Genomic DNA, 22,193 nt, shown 5'->3' with positions numbered 1-22,193 from the left:
TGCCGTAAGGCATGGCGAGGGACGAGCCAAGGAAGCGAAAGCAGCGCGATGCCCAAAGACGAGGCCTCGCGGCCGTGAGCGCACCAAAGCGGGATTGAAACGATAGGCAGGTAAAGCTCCCAGGATCAGCAGTAACTATAGAAGAGACTGCTTGTGTCCAGTGGCAGCTATAGTTAGCTATAGGACCTATAAGATGTCTCGGCTAGCGCTCGACATGACAAAAGCGACCTATAGTCTATTATAAACAACAAAGGGAAGTATAGCCTGAGCTATACTTCCCTTTATCCTTCTAAAAAACAACTATTCGTTATTCACATCACTTCTGTCAGTACCATCTCTTTGGCCATCACCGGCATGCACTGCGCCTTCGGCATTGTCGTAGTGTCGTTCCATATCGGCGGTATCAGATGTGGCAGGGTTGCTGGCTGAGTTATGGCCTTCGTTCAGGGACCCTTCATCCACATGGTCGCTGTCTTCGTTGTTTACATCGCCGGGGCGTTGGCCGGTATCACAGGCTGATATGGTAAGGCCTCCAGCGAAAAAGGCAGCCAGTAAAATCGTTTTAATTGGTTTGGTATTCATAGGTATAGAATTCTGTTTCAACATAACTTGTTTACGACCGCAGCCAGGTTATAGTTGATTACACACCATTAACTGCCTGGCAACCGTATGACAGATAGAACCACAACCAAACGATAGCTATGAAACAGAACAAGCCAGTAGACCCACGCAAAGAAACCAGCAAGGATGATTCTTCTGACATCCGGAAAGTAAAGCAACATAAAACAACGGCTCCGCCACAGGCTAGAACCAATACTGATATAAGCAGCCAGCAGCACGAAGACGAAGAAGCACAAAAAGGCCACTCATAAGTTGCTGAACTATAGTTGCGGGTTGTACCTTTGCAACTATAGTTTATTCTCATTCATGAAGAGGACGCTTTTTTCTGCTCAATTCAAAACCAAACTGCTGGTGATCATGATCATCAGCGTGCTTCTTGCGTCTGCCCTGGAACTCTACACATTCGGTATCCCTTCCGATTTTATAGTTCGCTGGCTTAATTCCTTCTTTGTCATCTTCTTTATGATAGCCGTAACTGTGTTTGGCATCGTGCCTGGCGTAAACTACACTATCAATAAAATCTTCGGACGCTAACTCCTGTTTCTCTCTTTTCTGAACCTGCCGCTACCTGTAGCTGTTGCTAAAGCACTGTGCCATAAAATCTGTACTTTTGCAGTCCGGGTTTTACTTTAACTTTTACACTTTGGAAACTACGCCAACTATACTGCTTATTACGCCACCGCTTACCCAACTAAACACGCCTTATCCGGCTACGGCTTACTTAACCGGCTTTTTGCGCGGGCAAGGCTACAACGTAGCGCAGGCAGATTTGGGCATTGAGCTGGTACTGCGTATGTTTTCCAAGGCTGGGCTGAGAAAAATATTTGCTGCTATCGAGGCAGGCGATTATGAGCTTTCGGATAACAGTTTCAGGATACTGAAACTGAAGCGTGAGTACCTGAACACCATAGAGCCGGTTATCCGTTTTCTGCAGAACAAGGACTTAACTATAGCCCAGCAAATCAGTTTCAGCAGGTTTTTGCCCGAGGCCTCGCGGTTCGACCAGGTGGAGGATCTGGAGTGGGCATTTGGCAGCATGGGCATTACCGACCGGGCACGTTACCTGGCCACTTTGTATTTAGAAGACCTCGGCGACCTGATAAAGGAAACTGTTTGCCCGTACTTTGCCTTCAGCCGCTACGCCGAAAAACTGGCCATGTCGGCTACCTCATTTGACCCGCTGGAAGAAGAATTGCAACTGGAGCCAAACCTGGTAGACCAGTTTTTACTGGAGCTGCTGGAAGAAAAACTGCAGCAGGTACAGCCAACTATAGTTGGTTTTTCTATTCCGTTTCCGGGCAACTTGTACGGTGGCTTAAGGCTGGCGCAGTATATCAAACAAAACTACCCAACCATAAAAACAGCCATGGGCGGCGGTTACCCAAACACCGAGCTTCGTAGTTTAAAAGAGCCGCGCCTGTTCAAGTACATCGATTTTGTAACGCTGGATGATGGCGAAGGTCCGTGGCTGAAACTGCTGGAATACCTGCAAGGAAAACGGGAAGCAACCAACCTGCAACGCACTTTCATGCTACAGGATGGGCAGGTAAGCTATATAAACAACTGCACAGACCCAGACGTACCGCACACCGAAGTAGGTACACCAGACTATAGCGGATTACCGATAAAAGACTACCTGTCGGTGATTGATGTGGTGAACCCGATGCACCGTTTGTGGAGCGATGGCCGCTGGAACAAACTAACTGTTGCGCACGGCTGCTACTGGAAACGCTGCTCCTTCTGCGACATTACCCTGGACTATATACGCCGTTACGATGTGGCTCCGGCTACACTTTTAGTTGACAGAATCGAGCAGATCATCGCCCAGACCGGCCAGACCGGTTTCCATTTTGTAGATGAAGCTGCACCGCCTGCCCCGCTCCGCGACATGGCTATAGAGCTGCTTCGCCGGGGTGTAAAAATCAGCTGGTGGGGAAATATCCGTTTCGAGAAGACTTTTACGCCAGACCTGTGCCGCTTGCTGGCTGAGTCGGGTTGCATTGCCGTTTCGGGTGGGTTGGAAGTAGCCTCAGACAGGTTGCTGGCCCTGATGGAGAAAGGCGTAACTATAGCGCAAGTTGCCCGCGTGACCGACAGCTTTACGCAAGCCGGCATTATGGTGCATGCCTATTTAATGTATGGTTTCCCGACACAAACTACCCAGGAAACAGTAGACTCGCTGGAAGTAGTGCGCCAACTGTTTGAAAATAATGTGATACAGTCCGGATACTGGCACCGCTTCAGCATGACGGCCCATAGCCCGATCGGTAAGAATCCGGAGAAGTATGGCGTGGTGAAGGTTGGCCCCGAAGAAGGCGACTTTGCCAACAACGACCTGTGGCACGACGACCCGAAAGGCACCGACCATAGTTTGTTCGGCCCGGGCATAAGCAAAGCACTTTACAACTATATGCATGGCGTAGCCCTAGATGAGCCGCTATCGTTCTGGTTCGATTTTAAAACGCCGCGAACCACAATAAAACGAGACCTGATCAGCAGCGCCATTGCGCAACCGCACCGCCCCGACAGTACCCGCATGAATGCACGTTTGTTATGGCTTGGCAGCATTCCGGAAATAGATTTTACAATGGTTGCTAAAAAAGGCCAGACGATAGAGCGCTGCGAGCTTACCTTCTACGAAAAAGGCGAAGATTTCCAGGTAAAGACTACCGCAACGATAGGCCAGTGGCTATTTGATACCATACAAAGAGTATCGCTGGAAAGTGAGGAAGCCTATAGTTTAAAGCAGTTGGAAGAGAGCTTTCCGGCTGATGCGCACCTTACCTTTGACGAATTTCTGGCCTCGCCAACCTGGTTTGAACTACGCGAAAAAGGGCTGCTTTTATTATAGACTGCTTGAACTATAGTTTGCGCATTGGGCACGATCTCCGATGCGAGATCCACATATGGCCCGGCTTCTGTTATATTCTGCCATAAAATAGGAACAAAAGTCATTTTTAAGGCTAACGCAAGTCATGTTTTAAGACCTTTTTGATTGCCAAATTTGAGTAAACTTTAACTCTTAACTCAATTAGTATGAAAAAGGTCGCTCTCGCCATTGTTATAGCCTCAGGCGCTATGCTGGCATCTTGCAATTCATCGGAACAACAGACAACCACCACCGAAGTACATAACGAAGCAACTGAAGAAGCAACAGCAGGCCAGTCGGCTGTGCAGGACGATGAGTCTCAGAAAAACGTAGTACAGGTAGCCGCCGCTTCTCCTGACCATACCACACTGGTAACAGCCGTTAAAACTGCCGGCCTGGTAGATGTGCTTACCAACGCTGGTCCGTTTACAGTTTTTGCGCCAACCAATGCTGCTTTTGAGCAATTGCCCGCCGGCACCGTAGAAGGGCTGCTGCAGCCAGAAAAACGAAGCGACCTGCGCAACATCCTTCAGTATCACGTGTATGTAGGCGTGCTGCAAGCGGAGAGTTTTGAAGATGGCCAGAGCCTAGGCCAGGTAAATGGCGGGCGCGTAACGATGGGCGTGAAAGATGGGAAGGTGACCGTTAACGGCGCTAACATTCTGGCTTCTATCCCAACATCAAACGGCGTTATCCACGTTATCGATAAAGTATTGCTGCCGCAGTAATTGTTGATTATTGGTTGTCTGCTTCTGGACAGGAAGGCCCCACCCCTAACCCCTCCAGGGAGGGGAATTTCTCCGATAAAACACAAAGCCCCTATAGCTCAAACTATAGGGGCTTTGTGTTTTATAACTTCTCAACTCTCCAACACCTAAACTCTCTAACTCTTAAACTATAGCTCAGTCTCTTTTAGTCTTGAGGAGCTTGCGAAGCTCGGCCAGTTCGTCGCGGTACTTGGCAGCCTGTAAAAAGTCCAAGTCCTTGGCGGCGGCTTCCATTTGCTTTTCGGTTTTCTTGATCAGCTTTTCCAGCTCGTCGCGCTTCATGGTTTGTATGATCGGCTCGGCTGCGATAGACACTTCTTCCGGCCCGGCATACATTTTCACTTCTCTCTTCTTAGAGTCTGCTACGGAAGTCTGCTCCAGTATTTCGTCTTTAGACTTGAACACAGTACGCGGTGTAATGCCATGTTCTTCGTTATAAGCCATTTGGGTAGCACGGCGACGGTTGGTCTCATCTATCGCACGTTGCATAGAACCCGTCATACGGTCGGCATACATAATTACTTTGCCCTTCTCGTTACGGGCGGCACGTCCCATTGTCTGTATCAGCGAGCGCTGGTCACGCAGGAAGCCTTCTTTATCGGCATCCAGTATAGCTACAAGGCTAACTTCCGGTAAATCCAAGCCTTCGCGAAGCAGGTTTACGCCTACCAACACATCAATTTCGCCCAGCCTTAATTCACGCAGAATCTCTACCCGGTCAAGCGTTTTTACTTCGGAGTGCAGATATTTTACTTTTATGTTCAGGCGTTCCAGGTACTTGGTCAGCTCTTCCGACATGCGTTTGGTAAGCGTAGTTACCAGCACGCGGGCACCTTCTTTTACACGTTCATCAATTTCCTCCAGCAGGTCGTCCACCTGGTTGGTACTTGGACGCACTTCTATCACAGGGTCCAGCAGGCCGGTTGGGCGGATGATCTGCTCCACTATAACGCCTTCTGATTTCTGAATTTCATAGTCGCCTGGCGTAGCACTAACAAACACCACCTGGTGCATCAGGCTTTCGAACTCGTTAAAAGTAAGCGGGCGGTTATCCATGGCGGCCGGCAAACGGAAACCATACTCAACAAGTGCCACCTTACGCGAACGGTCGCCGCCCCACATGGCGCGCACCTGCGGCACAGTTACGTGGCTCTCGTCTATCACCATCATAAAATCATCCGGAAAATAATCGAGCAAACAGAACGGGCGTGCACCCGGCGCACGTCGGTCGAAGTAACGGGAATAGTTCTCGATGCCGGAGCAGTAGCCAAGCTCACGGATCATTTCCAGGTCAAATTCGGTGCGTTCTTTTATACGCTTTGCTTCGGCTGGCCTGTCCTCTTTCAGAAAGTATTCATGCTGGGCCACCATGTCGTATTGTATCTCAGAAATGGCCTGCTGTAGTGTGTCTTTTCCTGTAACGAAGAGGTTAGCCGGGTAAAGCGTTACCGCCTTCTCATCCGACAGCTTTTTACCAGACTGCGGGTCGATGCGGTGTATCTGCTCCAGTTCATCGCCGAAGAAGTACAGACGGTAAGCAAAGTCAGCATAAGCCGGGTAGATATCAACTGTGTCGCCCTTAACCCGGAATGTTCCACGTGTAAACTCGGCTTCGGTACGGCTGTAAAGTATCTGCACAAAAGTATACAACAGGTTGTTACGGCTATAACGCTGCCCCAGTGCCAGGTAAATCACGTTCTTACCAAACTCCTCTGGGTTACCAATACCATAGATACAGGACACTGATGCCACCACAACAATATCGCGCCGGCCCGAAAGCAGCGCTGAGGTGGTGTGCAGACGTAGTTTCTCAATCTCCTCGTTTATCTGAAGATCTTTCTCGATAAATACATCAGTAGAAGCAATGTAAGCTTCCGGCTGGTAGTAATCGTAATACGAAATAAAGTACTCGACTGCATTCTCAGGAAAGAACTGTTTGAACTCGCCGTAGAGCTGTGCAGCCAGGGTTTTGTTATGGCAAAGTACCAGAGTTGGCTTACCTACATTGGCAATTACATTGGCCATGGTAAAGGTTTTACCGGTACCGGTAGCCCCCAGCAAAACCTGTGCAGGCTCGCCTTTATTTATACCTTCAGTGAGTTGTGCTATGGCCTTGGGCTGGTCGCCAGTTGGCTGAAACTCTGATGTCAGTTTAAAATCCATTCGATTGATTTACGGATAAGTAAAGATAAACTATAACATCTGAAACTGTACGTAAGTTTAGCTTTATCAAATATAATCCTGCATGGTTATCGGTAACTGAAGCGCATAAAAAAAGCCTGCCGCAGAGCAACAGGCATTTCCAAGTCAGTCAGTTTTAATAATTCAAATCTAAAATATTCCAGCAATATTAGCTACCGGTTGCAATCACCGGAGGATTGCTGCAAATGTTAGTAATCTTAACTGCCGGATACATAACGGTTATAGTTACACAGCGCGGGCCGTATTCGCCGTTCAACTCCAGTGTCGCATCAAATTCAACGCCAGGCTGGCGATACGCTTGCGGTAAGTTATCGGTAGTTACAAATCCGCTTTCCAGCTGACCAATATATTTTTTTGCCTGTGTCCCAACCTCCTGGTTCTTCACAATTTCTAGGATATGCCAGCCTGTGTCGCAATCCGGGCCCACTGTCTCTACGCGCAGGCACTCTGGTTCCGGGTTATCTTTATCAGAACATCCTCCTGTAAGCAACAGAACTGCACAGCAGGACAAGATAAGTTTAGTAATACTTTTCATAGTTTTATAATGTACGAACGGTAATTCTCATTAGCAGCAGGCAGTTGGCCCTGTGTTTTACCGATACAGGTAATAGGTATCAGTAAAGATGGCATAAGGGTCGGCACCTGCAAACGAGCACTCCAGTACCAGCTTATCCTGCCTGCTTTCCTTTATGTTATAAGTAGCAGACCAGAACAAATGCGTTAATACAAAAGCTCCTGGTTTGGTATATGCTGCTTTAAACTTTTCAGGTTGCTTTACAGCGCCAGGTGTGCTGCGATACAGAAAGGCGCTGTCTGTCCTGAACTCGAAGTAATCCTGCGTGCTGCCGGTGTACCCTGATGTATTGCAGTTGCCCTGCCGGCAAATCTGGTAATTTACTTTCTGTATTTTCCACTTCCCTAATACAACATTCCTGGTCTGCTCTGCACTCAGCGTAGGCATTGCCGCTTCTTTGTCTTCGCAGCTCAGGCAACTTAGTAGCACCCCGAGACCTAGCAGCGTTCTTATACTATGCTTTATCATAGCGCAGATTCTAACCGGATCGAAACTATACTGTTCTGTTGCTCGGAACTTTGCCGTGGTGTGCCGGCTTGACAGCCAGACATAAAAAGCGAAAATAAGAGAAGTGCCAACAGCAAATACCAGCCAGATAAATTGGCTCTCACAAGTGCCGCAACTATAGTTAGCGCGGCATAAGTGTGGCTCATTTTTTTCATAGTTTTGGTAGTTAGTGCATGTGCCGACATATGCTGTGGCCCGTCTCTACTACCAAGATTCTAAATGAGCGCAGAAGGTTGCAACTGTTGAAAAATATTTTGTTGCGGGTGCGGTTACTGATCCAGCTTATAGTTTATGCCCATGTTCAGGCCTATGGTATACGGCCTGCCTTGTGTTGCAACAGCGTTATCGTCGGTGAGCATGGAGTTAAAGAAAGTCCGGAACACAGGGCCGAACGATATACTTACTGCATCTGAAATACGTGCGCCCAGACCAAGCCCAACATTACCGGAAAAATGCACCCTGCGGAAAGGCGAGTCGTCGGTAAAACGATAGGTAACATCTGATATCTCTGGGTTAGCAGCTTTTATAGCTGTCTGCATCAAGAAATTTACGGCTGTGCTGCCCATAGCATACCAGTACCATTTCTGGCTCAGGTTTCCTTCCACCTGCAACCCAACCGGTATCGACAGCATCTGGTAACTATAGTCTACATCAAACGGCTCCTTTGTTTTGGTTACACTTATCGAGTCGGTGGTGAAGGTGTGCAGCGATGGCAAAAACACTGTAGTTGGCTGTAGTTTAGACCGCTCGTTTGTGCGCGGCTTAAAGATAAACTGCTCTACGATGTAGTTAGTCTTTGTTTTGGATGAATTTTGACTATAGCCTAGTCCGCTTAGCAGTTTCAGGCGTTTTCCAATTCTGAAGCCGGTTCTTACATCTACGTTAAACGACATGGCCGCCTGTGTGTTCTCTTCAAATTCGATGCGGGCATCGCGCATGTTCTCCTCTGATTCCGCTGAAATAGATGGCCCAGGTGGCTGACGCGCAACTGTCGGATCAGGCACGATCATAATGCGGGGAGGCGTGATGGTATAACCCGGTATGGCAATGTTCTGATCGAAATAAGAAGAACCGTAGGCCATTCCAAGATTCCAACGGCTGTTGCTGCCGGCTGTTTTTTCCTGCTTATTGTCTGCGCCAGGTGTGTTTAGTGCCAGCGCCACTTCTGGTTTGTTTACATTATCAGTTGCAAGTTTATCTGTATCGTAAGTGCCTAAGGTAGCATTTCGGCGCAGGAGCGGGTTTATAGCAGAAGGGCTGGTATACGAATCAGGGACAGCTGCAATGGCCTGCGAAGCCGGCATATAGTTTTCCTGCCTGGCTATAGTGCCCTTTGCTGTCTCCGGATAACCACCTATAACTGTAGATGATGATTTGGTGCTGCCTGCTATAGTTCCCATATCAGTGGTCTGAGGAGCATCTATAGTTGCAGTGCTGTTGGCAGCTATCGTGTTACCCAAACTATAAGTTGGCTCCTGGCTTTTTACTTCATCGGCAGGGTGGGCATTATAGATAAGCTCATCACTAACTATAGTTTCTACAGCAGAAGGAGTAACTTCTGGTTGAGCCGGCACTTTTGCAGGAGTGGCTGCAGCTATAGTTTGTTCCTGTGCCGGCATGGTTACAGGCAGGTCAGCTTCGTTTATAGTTGTTTGTTCCCGTTGCGCGGTTGCTAATGTGGCATGCTCCTGATCCTGTTTGAAATGCATCAGCAAGGCAGAACCAGCCAGTATGAACAGCACAAAACATGCAGCCGCCAGCTGTCTGTAAAACAGCAGACGCTTCTTGTATTTGGCGTTCTCCTGTATAACAAGGGTATGCTCAATACGCGACCATACATCAGGGTCTGGCATTGCTTCAGCATCCTGAAAGCGGCGCCACATGCTCTGCTCCAGCTCTCCGTATTCTTTATTGTTTGCTGATGACATTCTCCTGATATTGTTTATCCTGATTTACAAGCATATTCTGCAATATGGCTCTGGCTCTGGAATATTGTGATTTTGACGTTCCTTCTGTAATGCCAAGCATCTCTGCTATCTCCTTATGGTTGTAGCCTTCAATAGCATAAAGGTTAAAGACCATACGGTAGCGCGGCGCCAGGCTCTGAATCATACCCAGCAGCTCGTCCATACTATAATCGTTCAGGTTATAGTTGCCGGAGCTCAGGTTTTCCACTTCTTCCGTTTCGTGCGATACAGTAAGCAGCGATTTCTGGCGCAGGTGTTTCAGTGCTGTGTTCACAATAATTTTCCGGATCCAGAACTCCAATGGGCAATCCCGTTTAAAATTCTGGATGTTGGAGAACACTTTTACAAAGCCTTCCTGCACTATATCTTCGGCCTCAAAAGAGGTAGAGGCATAACGCAGGCATACCACCATCATCTTTTTAGCATACAGGTCGTACAGGAGCCGCTGCATATCGCGCTTCCCGGCGATGCAACCCTCTATGAGTTTCTCTTCCTCCGACTTGCTGGCTTTAAAGATTTTCAATCGCTGATTCTGATAGCAGCTCTACTCACATGAGCCCGATTACAGGCGAATGGTTGCAGGCCATGTAAAATTTTTGTTAGCATTACAGATTTAGGCTGCCTAAACTATAACAATTTGAACAGCAGCTGTAAATGTAGCAAAATTACGCGATTGGTTTTATATACTACAAAAGGAAGATTTTCTATAAAAAATAAAAGCACACTTTAAAGTGTGCTTTTGGTCAGGTATAAATTATGAAAACGATTAGGCCAGTCCGGAAAAGAGTATTTTATACACCATAATAGCTACTATACAAAGTGCCAGTACCCACACATAACCTATTATTTTATAAGCTGTAACAGGTTCGGGGCTGCTCAGGGCTTCATAAGCCTGCAGGCGTGCCTGGTTTAGCACGTCTCCGGTTAGTAACTGATAAGCTATGCCAATACCCAGCGTTACACCTACCACATCATCCAGAAACCCGAATACCGGTACTAAATCTGGCACCAGGTCGATGGGGCTGATAGCGTAGCCTATAGTTAGCGCCAGTATAAAACGCACATACCATTTTACGCGCACATCTTTACACGCCAGGTACAGGGCATAGATTTCAACATTCAGGGAATGGGCTTTCTGCTTAAGGGTGTTTAGCTGCGCGATCATAGGGCGGTGGTTTGGGTGGCTCTCTTTTTCAGGCTTTTACGGATACCACCACGCCTTATGTTACAGCATTTCTGATTTATTTTCCGGGCTGCACAAATTGCATTACGCTTTACCTGTTCTGCCAGATCTGCCAGGCTGCTTCTGCCTGACCATACAGCATCTCAAGACCGTTTATAGTTCGTGCGCCAGCTTCTTTTCCCTTTTTCAGGAACAACGTCTCTTCGGGGTTATACACCAGGTCGCACAGGTAATGCGCTGCTGTAAGGGCCTGATAAGGTATTGCAGGGCAGTTTTCTGTATCAGGGTACATGCCCAGCGGAGTAGTGTTGATAATTAGCGGGAATTGCTGCAGCAGCTCAGTAGTGAGCGAACTATAGTTAAGTTGACCAGGCTCCGGGTTGCGCGACAAAATTGTATAGTTTATTCCCAGGTCTTCTAAAGCTGCGCACACAGCTTTTGAGGCACCACCACTCCCCAGAACTATAGCGTTGCTGCCTTCGGTTACCGGGTAAAATTTCTCCAGCGATGTTCTGAAACCAATGTAATCGGTGTTATAACCTATCGTTCGGCCTGCACTGATTTTGATGGTATTTACAGCGCCAATGCGTGCAGCCGCTTCATCCAATTCATCCAGCAGAGGGATAACTTCTTCTTTGTAAGGTACCGTTACGTTTAGCCCTACCAGGTCCGGCTTCTGGTGCCATAGCTGAGGCAACTCGGCTATAGTTGGCAATTCGTATAGTTCATACACCGCATCTGCAATACCTTCGCTGGCAAACTTTTCGGTAAAGTAGCGCTTCGAGAATGAGTGCCCCAGCTTTTTGCCGATAAGACCGTAGCGTTTCATAACTTATACAGTAGGTGTATGATCGTCGCTGACCTTATCTAAAAAGTATACCAGTACAAAACCGAATATGGCCAGCAGGATACCATACAACAGATAGGGTTCCTGCCCGGTTAGCTGCATATATTCAGTTGGCAACACGTTTGCCTGCACCAAGGGCTTTATTTCTCCGTGCCGGTCGGTATATGTTTCCAGAGTTTGTTTCCAGGGCCATACTTTGTTCAGCGAACCCAGCATAAAGCCGGTCAGCAGCGATACGGTCAGGTTATGGTAGCGCTTCAGCATCCAGTTAAGCACGTGCGAGAAACTAAGTATGCCAACCAAACAGCCCGCTACAAAGGTTAAAATGGTGGCTATCTGCAATTCCTTTAATGCATTCAGGATATACTCATACTTGGCCATCAGCACCAGTATAAAGCTGCCTGAAATACCCGGTAAGATCATAGCGCAAATGGCAATAGCACCCGACAGAAAAATGAACCACAGTGTTTCAGGTGTTTGGGTTGGCGTAGCTATAGTTACCCAATAGGCAATTGCAGCACCAATTATAAAAGCCAGCACTACGGCCGGGGTCCACTTCGTAATTTTTTTTGCTACCACTACTGTTGAGGCAACAATCAGTCCGAAAAAGAAAGCCCATAACATCTCCGGCTCGTTGGCCAGTAAGTATAGAACCAGACGGGACAGCAATACAATAGAGAACCCGATACCAGCCAGCAAGCCTACCAGGAAATTACCATTGATATGTTTCCAGAACCCGGCAATATCAAAGCGCAGCAGTAGCTTAATAGCCTCACCGTTCACTGATCTGATCGAGTTCAGTAACTCTTCATAAATGCCCGTGATAAAAGCTATAGTTCCGCCCGATACACCAGGCACTACATCGGCAGCCCCCATGGCCACACCTTTCGAGAAAAGCAGTAAGTATTCTTTAAGTGATCTGCGTTGCATAAGTTTGGTAGCGCTATTAAAAAAATTGCCCGAACGGCGCACCGGCGGGCAATTTATATTCAGACTATAGTTAGTTACCCTTCCAGGTTGTTATCATTCATGTTTAGGAAGTGATGAAAAGTATCCCCCCGTAAACCCAGGCGTATAGTTTCCAGTGGTATCACTTCGCTTGGGGCTATGTTACCCAGGTTAACGTTTGCGCCCAGCAATTTAATAAACCATACCTGTTGTGCTTTCAGCGGTGCTTCCCACAGAATCTTCTCAAACGGTATCTTGGTCAGGATCTCTTCTACAAGACCACTTCTTACTTCACCGGTAGAACGGAAAAGACCAACATTACCGCCTTCGCGGGCTTCGCCAATCACTTTCCAGGCTCCGGCATCCAGTTCAGACTGCATCAGTTGTATCCACTTATAAGGCGGGATAATCTTTTCAGCATCTTTAGAACCCACTTCCGATAGTACAGTTACCTGCTCGGCCAGTGTTTGGATGTACTGCAGTTTCTCATCATGATTCATCTCCAGTGAACCATCCGATACTTCTGCAAAGCTCATCTGGTACTTGTCCAGAATGCGGCGGTAATCTTCAAACTGATTGCGGGCAACAAAGGCCTCGAACAAAGTACCACCAAAGTAAACCGGCACACCGGCCGCCCTGTAGGCATCTAATTTTTTCTGCAGGTTAGGTACCACATACGATGTGGCCCAGCCCAGTTTAACAATATCTACATACTCTCCGGCTACATCCAGAAAGTCTTCTACTTCACGCACACTAAGGCCTTTGTCCATGGCCATGGTGAAGCCCCGCTCGCGTGGTTTTGATTCACGCTCCGGCAGGTTGTTTAAGGAATAATTCATTGGCAGTTATTTGCGGTACTGATCAATTAATCTGGCTAACGCCCTTTGTGACTCCAGCTCCGGGAAAAACTCGAAGAGCAGCTTGTGTTTATCGAAGTCCAAAATTAAAGCATTTTCCAAATAATTGTACGCTTCGCGGTATTTTCCTGCAGAAAGTAAATAGGCACATACCCTGTAGTATAGTTCTGCTTCGTCTGGCTGCAGTTCTATGGCATTCAGTATAATGTCCGTCGCTTCGTCGTAGTTACCTTGTTCAAACAGGATAATAGACCAGTTCAAATAAATATCCTTGTCGTTTGGCTGTATTTCGGCGGCACGCGCATAACTCTCCAGCGCCGATACTACATGCCCCACATGGTACTCGGCGGCGGCAAGCGCTACCCAGTAATCAGAGCTGTCGTCGTATAGTTCTACCGCTTTTTTAAAGAAGTGAACGGCTTCATACCACTTGCCCTGCGCATCCAGTATTACGCCAATCCCAAACCAGGCTTCATCCATTTCTGGGTCCAGGTCCACTGACTTCTGGTAATACCTGCGCGACAAGTCCCATTGCTGAAGCTTTTCGTAGCACTCGCCAATGTTGCAGAATACTTCCGCAGACGGCTCGCCGTGCTCCAGCATGGCGTTAAATGCTTCTATCGCTTTTATATACTGGCCCAGGTACACATAGGCATTTGCCATGTTGTTGTAGGCCGTTATAAAATCCGGCTTAATGATGGTGGAATAGTCGTAAGCGGCAATGGCTTTGTCATAAGAGCCCATTTTGTTCAGCACGTTACCCAGGTTAAACCAGGCCACATACGAGTACGGGTCATCATCTACAAACTTCTGGAAGAAAGGCAGGTGCTCGCGCAGCGTACCGGTTGCTTCCATGCAATACACTATTTCCTGCATCGCTGCTTCGTTTTCGATGTTCAGCTCAATGCACTTTTTATAGAATTTGATAGCCGACCCTAATTTCCCCCAGCTCTGGTAGGCCAGGCCAATATTAAAGAAGATGTCATCCCGGTCTTCGGCAAAGGCCAGCGCTTTTTTAAAGTAGTCTATCGCATCGCGGTACTCGCCACGCTGCGAATAAATAATGCCGCGCGTCAGGTGAATATCCGGGTTGCCCGACTCTACTTCGGCAACTTCGTTTATCAAAGCCAAAGCATCATCCAGGCTGCCGGCCATGGCCAGCAACTGTGCTTTATCTATCTGTAGTTCCGATGAAAAAGGATATTGTGCGATGGCTGCATCGCAGGCTGCCAATGCTTTTTTATACTCGAAGTTAGCGGTATAGTGGTCAATTATAGTTTCAAAGTCGTTCAGGTCAAAAAAGGCAGTGCCATTGTTCCCGAGTGTCTGCTCGTAACGTTGTATCAAGTCCAGCTCTTCGCTGTTATCTTCAAAATTATCTTTCATCTCAAATCCCAACAAGCCGCATAAAACGACCTTTGTTACACTACATTTTATACAAGCAAATAGTTTATGGTGCAGCAACCAAAAAGCTATGCTACAGGCTGCTTTTGCAGTAATCCGGCGCAGGTCCAGGCTATAGTTTCATCTAACGGCCTGAATTTCAAGCCTGTGAATTTCTGTACCTTCTCGCTGCTAAACAAATGATTTTTGGCTGATACCCGTGCGGTATCTTTTGTGATAAGCGGCCTGGCGCCTGTAAGCCAGCTACGTACCCGTTCGGCACGCCATACCAGCTCTGCCATTACCGGGTTTACCTTATAGGCAGGGGCCTTACGGTTCATACATCCGGCAATTTTCCCAAAGAAATCCTTGTAGGCCAGTTGCGCTGCATTCAATATAAATCTTTCGCCGGAAATTTCCGAGAAAGTAAGCCGCAACATTGCCTCCACTACATCGCGCACATCTACAAAATTGGCCGTACCGCCTGTATAAAAAGAATTGTTGTTGAAAACATATTTGAAAAGCCGGGTGCTGCTGCGGTCCCAGTCTGCTGGCCCCAGCACAACCGATGGATTAACTATAACTGCATCCAACCCTTCGGCAATGCCGCGCCATACCTCCAGCTCGCCCAGGTGCTTGGAGCTTGCATATGCTGAATGATACTCAGCGGGGTCCCATTTACTTTCTTCGGTAAGTATTTTGGCTTTCGCCGGCCTGCCAATAGCAGCAATAGAACTTACATGGCATAGTTTTATAGTTCCAGCCTCCAGGCAGGCATCTACTATATTGGCAGCTCCTTCAATGTTAACCTGTTTCAGCAGCTCCTTGTCCTGAGGGTCGTAGGACACTAAGCCTGCACAATGGAAAAAATGGGTCACCCCCTGCAATGCCTTGCGCAAAAGCGCTATATCAAGAATATCGCCTTCTACCCACTCCACCTTGTCGGCGAGCGGTATAGTTGGTATCTGCCCACGGTAAAGCGCACGCACCTGGTACCCCTGCTCTACCAAAACAGGAATCAGAAAAGTACCGATGAGGCCACTGCCACCTGTTACAAAAATCATTTGAAGTATAGCTTACTGAGGTGGGAACTATAGTTGTGGGTTTAGCAATGGCAGGTTTAGCAGCTTGCTCACGTATTTTGTACTTAACACCCTTTGCAGCGACCCAACATGCTTTAAACTATGCACATCAGATCCTACCAGGTCCACCAAACCATTATCGATCAGTTTTTCGGCCACATTCTTTGCTGCCGGAGAATAATAACCGGTGAGCGAGTTCAGGTTTGGCTGCAACAGCACGCCCTGCGCACGCAGCGCCACCAGGTCATCAAACTTGCCATAGAAATAACTATAGCGCTCGGGGTGTGCCATTACAGGTTTATAACCTTTAGAGCGCATTTTAAAGATGGCTTCGCGCAGGTTCAGCGGCTCGTTCAGGAAGGATGTTTCGAAAAGCAGATACTTATCGCCGAAAGTAAGCAACTCTTCGTTGTTGTCTAGTTTATCCAGAAACATTTCGTCCAGGTAATATTCGGCAGCACAACCCAGCTCCATTTCTATACCTGCTTCTGCAATGGCGTTGCGCAACAACTCAAGTTTTTCCCGAATTCCTTCAGGCGTGTTGCGATAAAAATCGCTCATAATGTGGGGCGTCATGATCAGCTTACGATACCCCAGCTGCTGCATAGCCTGCACCAACTCCAGCGAACGCTCCAGCGTATCTGAGCCGTCGTCCAGCCCAGGCAAAATATGCGAGTGCATGTCTACGCCTATGGCAGCCAGCGACTCCAGCACAGCGGTTTCCCCACCAAATAAGTTCTTAAAAAATTGCTTCATTTATAGTTATTTAGCGACTTGCCCTCTCTGCCTACGCATTATCCAGCCCTGCCGGGTTATTCGCATCTTCAAAATAACGCAAATTAAATGCGCTTTCAAAATAAGCAAACACGCTGCAAGTTATACTTAACCTCTTTATTGTGCCTTCGTTTACCCCATCTAAATTGTCAGTTTGCCTTTAAATATATAGCTTTGTGAACATACGGTTCTTAAAACCGTTATATACGCGACTCACAACCCTACAATCAAACTATAATGGAATTAAAATATACAGAGAACCAGCGCATGATCGCCGACATGGTGCGTGACTTTGGTGCCAGACACATCAAACCTAAGATGATGGAGTGGGACGAAAGCCAGGAGTTTCCAGTGGAGGTGTTCAAAAAGCTGGGTGAACTGGGCCTGATGGGCGTGCTGGTACCAACCGAATACGGTGGTTCTGGTTTTGGCTATCTGGAATACGTAACTGCAATTGCCGAGCTGTCGAAGATCGACGGTTCAATCGGTTTATCAATGGCAGCACACAACTCGCTATGTACCGGCCACATTCTGCAATTTGGTAACGAAGAACAGAAACAGAAATACCTGCCAAAGCTGGCAACTGCCGAGTGGATCGGTGCCTGGGGCTTAACGGAACCAAACACAGGTTCTGATGCCGGCAACATGCGTACCGTTGCCGTTGAAGATGGTGATTACTATGTGATTAATGGTGCTAAAAACTTTATCACACACGGTAAAACCGGTAATGTAGCGGTAGTTATAGTTCGTACCGGCGAGGTAGGCGACTCACATGGCATGACGGCGTTCATAATTGAGAAGGGTACACGGGGCTTTAGCGCTGGTCGCAAAGAAGACAAACTGGGCATGCGCGCTTCCGAAACTACAGAGCTTATTTTCCAGGATTGCCGCGTGCACAAAAGCCAGATATTAGGCAACGTTGGCGAAGGCTTCATACAGGCTATGAAAGTGTTAGATGGCGGCCGTATTTCTATTGCGGCCTTGTCGTTGGGTATAGCGCAGGGTGCTTTCGAAGCGGCGCTTAACTATTCTAAAGAGCGTAGCCAGTTTAACAAGCCAATCTCGTCGTTCCAGGGTATTGCGTTCAAGCTGGCAGATATGGCCACTGAAATTGAAGCAGCCGCTTTGCTTACCTACCAGGCAGCCGATATGAAGAACCGCGGTTTGAATGTGAACAAGGAATCGGCAATGGCCAAACTATATGCTTCTGAAGTATCGGTTAGAGTTGCCAACGAGGGCGTGCAGATATTTGGCGGTTACGGTTTTACCAAAGACTACCCTGCCGAGAAATATTACCGCGATGCCAAGCTTTGCACTATTGGCGAAGGCACAAGCGAGATACAGAAGCTTGTAATTTCGAGAGCCATACTGAAGTAAAAAAGCATTTTAAATGCTTAGACCTGAACATTTTAAGTATCATAAATTTTAAATTGAATAAAGAGTTGACTTTTAACTCAGAAGTTTGTTAAATTTGCAACCCTAATTCCAAGAGAAGCGAAAGAAAAGACATGATTATTGTAAACGTAAAAGATAACGAGTCTGTAGACCGTGCATTAAAGAGATTCAAGAAGAAGTTCGAAAGAACTGGTGTGTTGAAAGAGCTGAGAGCCAGAACTTTCTTTGAGAAACCATCTGTATCTAAGAGAAAGCAGAAGGATAGAGCGAAATACAAGCAATCTCTGTTCGCGAAAGAGAACTACTAATTCGTTTTCGAATTAATATATTTTTCCATAAATTAGTATAGCTGCTTTACCGGCGGCTATACTAATTTATGGATCTATTTTTTAAGTACCTACAGTACGAAAAGCGGTACAGCCCGCACACCCTTACCTCTTACCACACAGATCTGGGGCAATTCGCTGGTTACTTACTCCAGACTTACGAAATTACCGATGCGGCCCAGGCCGATCATACCATTATCCGTTCCTGGATACTCTCATTGGTACATCAAAACATACAGCCACGGTCTATTAACCGTAAAATAGCCTGCCTGCGCTCTTACTATAAATTCCTGCTGTCACAGCAACGCATTGCTGTAAACCCCATGCTGCGCATTAAAGCGCCCAAGGTTTCTAAAAAGCTTCCTGCCTTTGTGCCCGAAGAATCCTTTAACCAGTTGCTGGATAGCTTCGAGTTTGAAAACACATTTGAAGGACAACGCGACCGTATGATACTTGAATTTCTGTATGGCACAGGCATGCGTCTGTCGGAATTGATAGGCATAACTAAATCAGATATAGACACTTATCAGCGAACCGTTAGAGTGCTCGGAAAAGGCAATAAGGAACGAATTATCCCGATAAATGACTCTTTATGGCAAAGCATAGAAGCATACCTGCAGCACAAGAAAACTGAATTCGGAAATAACAATTCTGAAAAGCTGCTCGTTACAACTAAAGCACGCCCACTATACCCGAAGTTTATTTACCGAGTAGTTAAAAAGTACATCAGCTTGATCACCACTTCAGAACATAACAGCCCGCACGTGCTGCGGCATTCGTTTGCTACACACCTGCTTAATAAGGGAGCAGACCTGAACGCGATCAAAGACTTACTCGGGCATGCCAGTCTGGCGGCAACGCAGGTATATACACACAACTCTATTGAGAAGCTTAAATCGATTTTCGAGAAAGCTCATCCTAAAGCATAAGTTAAACCAATAAATTTTACGACTATGAAGCTACAGATGCATTCCATCCACTTCGAAGCAGACCAAAAGCTGACCAATTTTATACAGCAGAAAGTAGACAAGCTCGAAACCTTTTACGATCGTATTGTGGAAGGCGAAGTATTCATAAAACATAACAATAGCGACGGTATTAACACAAAAACTATAGAGTTGAAACTATTTGTACCTGGTGCCACCCTATACTCTGAAGAGAATGCCCCTTCTTTTGAAGCTGCCGCCGATGCTGCCGTAGAAGCCATGCGCCGCCAGCTTAAAAGATATAAGCAAAAGCAAATGGCACACTAGGGAATGCCAGGCATTCCAATTATGAATTAGAAATTAAAAATTATGAATGTCTTCTAAAGTGACGAACTCTAGCGAGAAAATCATAAACAAAAGCGCCTGCTAACTATAGCAGGCGCTTTTGTTTTATAGTAACTATAGTTTAAAACTATAGACCGAACTCTTGTTTGATCTTATCCACGTAATCCAGCTTCTCCCAGGTAAATGTTTCAAACTCTTTAGTCTCTTTATGACCATTTACTGAAAGCTCTACTGTTTTCTTGCCTGGCACTCGGCCCATGTGACCATAAGCAGCTGTCTCAGCGAAGATCGGATTCTGCAGACCGAAACGCTGAACTATAGCATAAGGACGCATATCAAAAAGCTTGTTTACTTTTTCTGCTATCTCGCCATCGCTCATGATATTACCATTGGCATCTTTAACCTTAGTAGAGCCATACGTCGTAACATATAAGCCAACCGGCTTGGCAACACCAATTGCATAAGCTACCTGCACCAGCGCCTGATCTGCAACACCTGCAGCTACCAGGTTCTTGGCAATGTGGCGTGCAGCATACGCAGCAGAACGGTCTACTTTAGAAGAATCCTTACCAGAGAACGCACCACCACCGTGTGCACCTTTACCGCCATAAGTATCAACTATAATTTTACGGCCAGTTAAACCAGTATCGCCGTGCGGGCCACCAATTACAAACTTACCGGTAGGGTTAATGTGGTAAATGATATCTGAGTTAAACAGCTTCTGGATACGCTCTGGCAACTGCTTCAGTACACGTGGCATCAGGATATTGTCCACATCTTCCTTGATCTTAGCCACCATTTCTCTTTCAGCTTTGTCCTTCGCTTCAGAGGTGTTGCTTTCCGGAAGTATAAATTCGTCGTGCTGTGTTGAGATTACGATTGTATCGATCTTCTCAGGCACATGGTTATCATTATAGCGAATTGTAACCTGGGACTTAGCATCCGGACGCAGATAGGTCATCTCTTTCCCTTCTTTGCGAATAGCAGCAAGTTCCTCCAGCAGCAAGTGCGAAATGCTAAGTGCCAACGGCATGTAGTTATCTGTTTCGTTCGTTGCATATCCGAACATCATGCCTTGGTCACCGGCCCCCTGCTCTTCCGGGTTTGCGCGTTCTACACCCTGGTTAATATCTGCTGACTGTTCATGAATAGCAGAAATGATACCGCAGGCATCCGCATCAAACATATATTCAGATTTGGTATAACCGATACGCTTGATTACGTCGCGGGCTACCTTCTGCACATCTACATAAGCTTCAGATTTAACTTCGCCGCTTAATACAACTAGGCCGGTAGTTACCAGTGTTTCGCAGGCAACTTTAGACTGCGGGTCCTGCTTTAAGAATTCATCTAAAAGTGCATCGGATATCTGATCCGCCACTTTATCAGGGTGTCCTTCTGACACTGACTCAGAAGTGAATAAATATGGCATTGTTTATAATTTTATGTCGATTGAAACTATAGCCTTTGCGGCTGTTTGTGGTTGCAAAGCTAAAACAAATCCGGCACACTTAAAATTATCGGGGATTTAACCTTGATGTAGCAGGTACTACTATGGGCGCAATACGGAGTTATCCTATAGTTAGTTATAGTTTGCAGCCAATAAAAATGCGCTATTCTAACATCTGGATGAGGTTGCATTCTAAGTTGGGCTTGCTATAGTACAAAACTTTTTAAATAAGGCCGCGTTTCAAAGCTTAACATATTCACATATAACGAACCTTATTTACATGAAAAATATACTATCATTCTTACTGATCTTTACCATTTTATCCGGCCCTGCCTGGGCGCAGAATAATGACTCCCCATACAGGACAAAATTTGCGGTAGATGCACCCGTTATAGTAGCGGGTATGGGATTGAGCGCCTACGGTCTGAAACTGATGCAGGACAAGACAGGCTTCACAGAAGAAGAAGTATTAAGCCTGAGCAAAAATGACGTAAATTCATTTGACCGTTTTGGTGCCGGTAACTATAGCGTTAACGCTAAAAAAATAAGCGATTTCCCGTTCTATGGCTCGTTTGCTATGCCAGTGGTTATGTTATTGAACGATAATGTTGGCAGTAAAGCAGGACAGGTAATGGTACTATACGTGGAGACCATGGCTGTAACCGGTGCTCTTTTTACAATGACAAACGGTAGTGTGGAGCGCGCCCGTCCTTTGGTATATAACCCCAACGTGCCCATGCATAAAAGAACAGAAGCAAATGCCCAGAACTCTTTTTTTGCTGGCCATACTGCTGCTACAGCAGCCGCAACATTTTTTGCCGCCAAGGTTTTCCACGATTTTAACCCCGATTCTCCTGCCCGTCCTTATGTTTGGGCAGCTGCCGCAGTTGTGCCTGCAACGGTAGGTTACCTGCGCCTGGAAGCAGGTAAGCACTTCCTGAGCGATAACCTGATCGGCTATACGGTTGGGGCTGCAACAGGAATACTTATTCCGCAGCTACACAAAAAATCTAATAATTCAGGTATTTCGCTTACTCCTACGCTTATTCCAACTTTTGATGGAACTGCCACGCAAGGTGCTGTGGTCAGCTATAGATTCTAATACATGCTTGTACAAAAAAATAAAGGCACGGTAACTATAGCTACCGTGCCTTTTCATTTATAGTGTGT

The 22,193-nt window shown here is 46.7% G+C and carries 24 protein-coding genes; 9 read left to right on the top strand and 15 right to left on the bottom strand.

Translation table 11 applies throughout. From position 1 onward, the window contains the following. Positions 1-300: 300 nt before the first annotated feature. A complete protein-coding gene (locus tag GXP69_RS03395; protein ID WP_163912385.1) occupies positions 301-582 on the bottom strand; it encodes a hypothetical protein in 282 nt (93 codons plus the stop codon). Between the two features lie 119 nt (positions 583-701). Here GXP69_RS03395 and GXP69_RS03390 point away from each other — a divergent pair, with 119 nt between their 5' ends. From GXP69_RS03390 to GXP69_RS03375, 4 genes are all read left to right on the top strand, one after another. Beyond that, a complete protein-coding gene (locus GXP69_RS03390) occupies positions 702-872 on the top strand; it encodes a hypothetical protein (RefSeq protein ID WP_163912383.1) in 171 nt (56 codons plus the stop codon). A gap of 55 nt (positions 873-927) precedes the next feature. After that, positions 928-1,155: a DUF2798 domain-containing protein gene (locus GXP69_RS03385; protein ID WP_163912381.1), complete on the top strand. Its 228-nt coding sequence runs from the start codon at positions 928-930 to the stop codon at positions 1,153-1,155. 109 nt (positions 1,156-1,264) lie between these two features. Further along, positions 1,265-3,472, top strand: coding sequence for a B12-binding domain-containing radical SAM protein (locus GXP69_RS03380; RefSeq protein ID WP_163912379.1), 2,208 nt, complete (start codon positions 1,265-1,267; stop codon positions 3,470-3,472). A gap of 185 nt (positions 3,473-3,657) precedes the next feature. Further along, positions 3,658-4,218 (top strand): fasciclin domain-containing protein, encoded by a 561-nt coding sequence (locus GXP69_RS03375; protein ID WP_163912377.1) that lies wholly within the window; start codon positions 3,658-3,660, stop codon positions 4,216-4,218. Positions 4,219-4,392: 174 nt separating this feature from the next. On the opposite strand, the gene uvrB is transcribed toward GXP69_RS03375, so the two are convergent. From uvrB to GXP69_RS03310, 13 genes are all read right to left on the bottom strand, one after another. Further along, on the bottom strand, positions 4,393-6,420 hold the full coding sequence (gene uvrB / locus GXP69_RS03370) for an excinuclease ABC subunit UvrB (RefSeq protein ID WP_163912375.1): 2,028 nt from the start codon (positions 6,418-6,420) through the stop codon (positions 4,393-4,395). Between the two features lie 187 nt (positions 6,421-6,607). Beyond that, positions 6,608-6,994 carry a hypothetical protein gene (locus GXP69_RS03365; protein ID WP_163912373.1) on the bottom strand — a complete coding sequence of 129 codons (387 nt, stop codon included), beginning with the start codon at positions 6,992-6,994 and terminating at the stop codon, positions 6,608-6,610. 57 nt (positions 6,995-7,051) lie between these two features. After that, positions 7,052-7,501 carry a hypothetical protein gene (locus GXP69_RS03360; RefSeq protein WP_163912371.1) on the bottom strand — a complete coding sequence of 150 codons (450 nt, stop codon included), beginning with the start codon at positions 7,499-7,501 and terminating at the stop codon, positions 7,052-7,054. Continuing rightward, on the bottom strand, positions 7,498-7,695 hold the full coding sequence (locus GXP69_RS03355) for a hypothetical protein (protein WP_163912369.1): 198 nt from the start codon (positions 7,693-7,695) through the stop codon (positions 7,498-7,500). The genes GXP69_RS03360 and GXP69_RS03355 overlap by 4 nt, the downstream gene beginning before the upstream one ends. A 114-nt stretch (positions 7,696-7,809) precedes the next feature. Next, the gene (locus GXP69_RS03350) at positions 7,810-9,468 is read right to left on the bottom strand and encodes a hypothetical protein (RefSeq protein WP_163912367.1); all 1,659 of its coding nucleotides are present in this window, start codon (positions 9,466-9,468) and stop codon (positions 7,810-7,812) included. Next, positions 9,449-10,030: an RNA polymerase sigma factor gene (locus tag GXP69_RS03345; RefSeq protein WP_163912365.1), complete on the bottom strand. Its 582-nt coding sequence runs from the start codon at positions 10,028-10,030 to the stop codon at positions 9,449-9,451. Before GXP69_RS03345 ends, GXP69_RS03350 begins: the two co-directional genes overlap by 20 nt. Positions 10,031-10,273: 243 nt before the next feature. Next, on the bottom strand, positions 10,274-10,672 hold the full coding sequence (locus GXP69_RS03340; RefSeq protein ID WP_204281888.1) for a YkvA family protein: 399 nt from the start codon (positions 10,670-10,672) through the stop codon (positions 10,274-10,276). Between the two features lie 109 nt (positions 10,673-10,781). After that, a complete protein-coding gene (locus GXP69_RS03335) occupies positions 10,782-11,519 on the bottom strand; it encodes a shikimate dehydrogenase family protein (protein WP_163912363.1) in 738 nt (245 codons plus the stop codon). Between the two features lie 3 nt (positions 11,520-11,522). Continuing rightward, positions 11,523-12,467: a DUF368 domain-containing protein gene (locus GXP69_RS03330; RefSeq protein ID WP_204281887.1), complete on the bottom strand. Its 945-nt coding sequence runs from the start codon at positions 12,465-12,467 to the stop codon at positions 11,523-11,525. 74 nt (positions 12,468-12,541) lie between these two features. Beyond that, on the bottom strand, positions 12,542-13,324 hold the full coding sequence (locus GXP69_RS03325) for a phosphosulfolactate synthase (protein ID WP_163912361.1): 783 nt from the start codon (positions 13,322-13,324) through the stop codon (positions 12,542-12,544). A 6-nt stretch (positions 13,325-13,330) separates the two neighbouring features. Beyond that, entirely contained in the window at positions 13,331-14,728 is a 1,398-nt protein-coding gene (locus tag GXP69_RS03320; protein WP_163912359.1) for a tetratricopeptide repeat protein, read from the bottom strand. Between the two features lie 86 nt (positions 14,729-14,814). Next, entirely contained in the window at positions 14,815-15,789 is a 975-nt protein-coding gene (locus GXP69_RS03315; protein ID WP_163912357.1) for an NAD-dependent epimerase/dehydratase family protein, read from the bottom strand. 27 nt (positions 15,790-15,816) lie between these two features. Further along, positions 15,817-16,563, bottom strand: a complete 747-nt coding sequence (locus GXP69_RS03310; protein ID WP_163912355.1) for a tyrosine-protein phosphatase — start codon at positions 16,561-16,563, stop codon at positions 15,817-15,819. Positions 16,564-16,818: 255 nt separating this feature from the next. Here GXP69_RS03310 and GXP69_RS03305 point away from each other — a divergent pair, with 255 nt between their 5' ends. The 4 genes from GXP69_RS03305 (at position 16,819) to hpf (ending at position 19,555) form a co-directional block, all read left to right on the top strand. Further along, on the top strand, positions 16,819-17,958 hold the full coding sequence (locus GXP69_RS03305; protein WP_163912353.1) for an acyl-CoA dehydrogenase family protein: 1,140 nt from the start codon (positions 16,819-16,821) through the stop codon (positions 17,956-17,958). 131 nt (positions 17,959-18,089) lie between these two features. Beyond that, entirely contained in the window at positions 18,090-18,284 is a 195-nt protein-coding gene (gene rpsU / locus GXP69_RS03300; RefSeq protein ID WP_163912351.1) for a 30S ribosomal protein S21, read from the top strand. Between the two features lie 68 nt (positions 18,285-18,352). Then, positions 18,353-19,231 (top strand): tyrosine-type recombinase/integrase, encoded by an 879-nt coding sequence (locus GXP69_RS03295; RefSeq protein ID WP_163912349.1) that lies wholly within the window; start codon positions 18,353-18,355, stop codon positions 19,229-19,231. A gap of 24 nt (positions 19,232-19,255) precedes the next feature. Continuing rightward, on the top strand, positions 19,256-19,555 hold the full coding sequence (hpf, locus tag GXP69_RS03290) for a ribosome hibernation-promoting factor, HPF/YfiA family (RefSeq protein WP_163912347.1): 300 nt from the start codon (positions 19,256-19,258) through the stop codon (positions 19,553-19,555). A gap of 145 nt (positions 19,556-19,700) precedes the next feature. On the opposite strand, the gene metK is transcribed toward hpf, so the two are convergent. Next, positions 19,701-21,005 carry a methionine adenosyltransferase gene (gene metK, locus GXP69_RS03285; RefSeq protein WP_163912345.1) on the bottom strand — a complete coding sequence of 435 codons (1,305 nt, stop codon included), beginning with the start codon at positions 21,003-21,005 and terminating at the stop codon, positions 19,701-19,703. 298 nt (positions 21,006-21,303) lie between these two features. Between metK and GXP69_RS03280 the strand changes: the two genes are divergently transcribed. Continuing rightward, a complete protein-coding gene (locus GXP69_RS03280) occupies positions 21,304-22,125 on the top strand; it encodes a phosphatase PAP2 family protein (protein WP_163912343.1) in 822 nt (273 codons plus the stop codon). Positions 22,126-22,193: the final 68 nt, after the last annotated feature.

Source organism: Pontibacter burrus, assembly GCF_010686685.1.
Lineage (GTDB): Bacteria > Bacteroidota > Bacteroidia > Cytophagales > Hymenobacteraceae > Pontibacter > Pontibacter burrus.
Note: the sequence above shows the minus strand (reverse complement) of the source record. Positions and strands in the feature narration are given on the sequence as shown.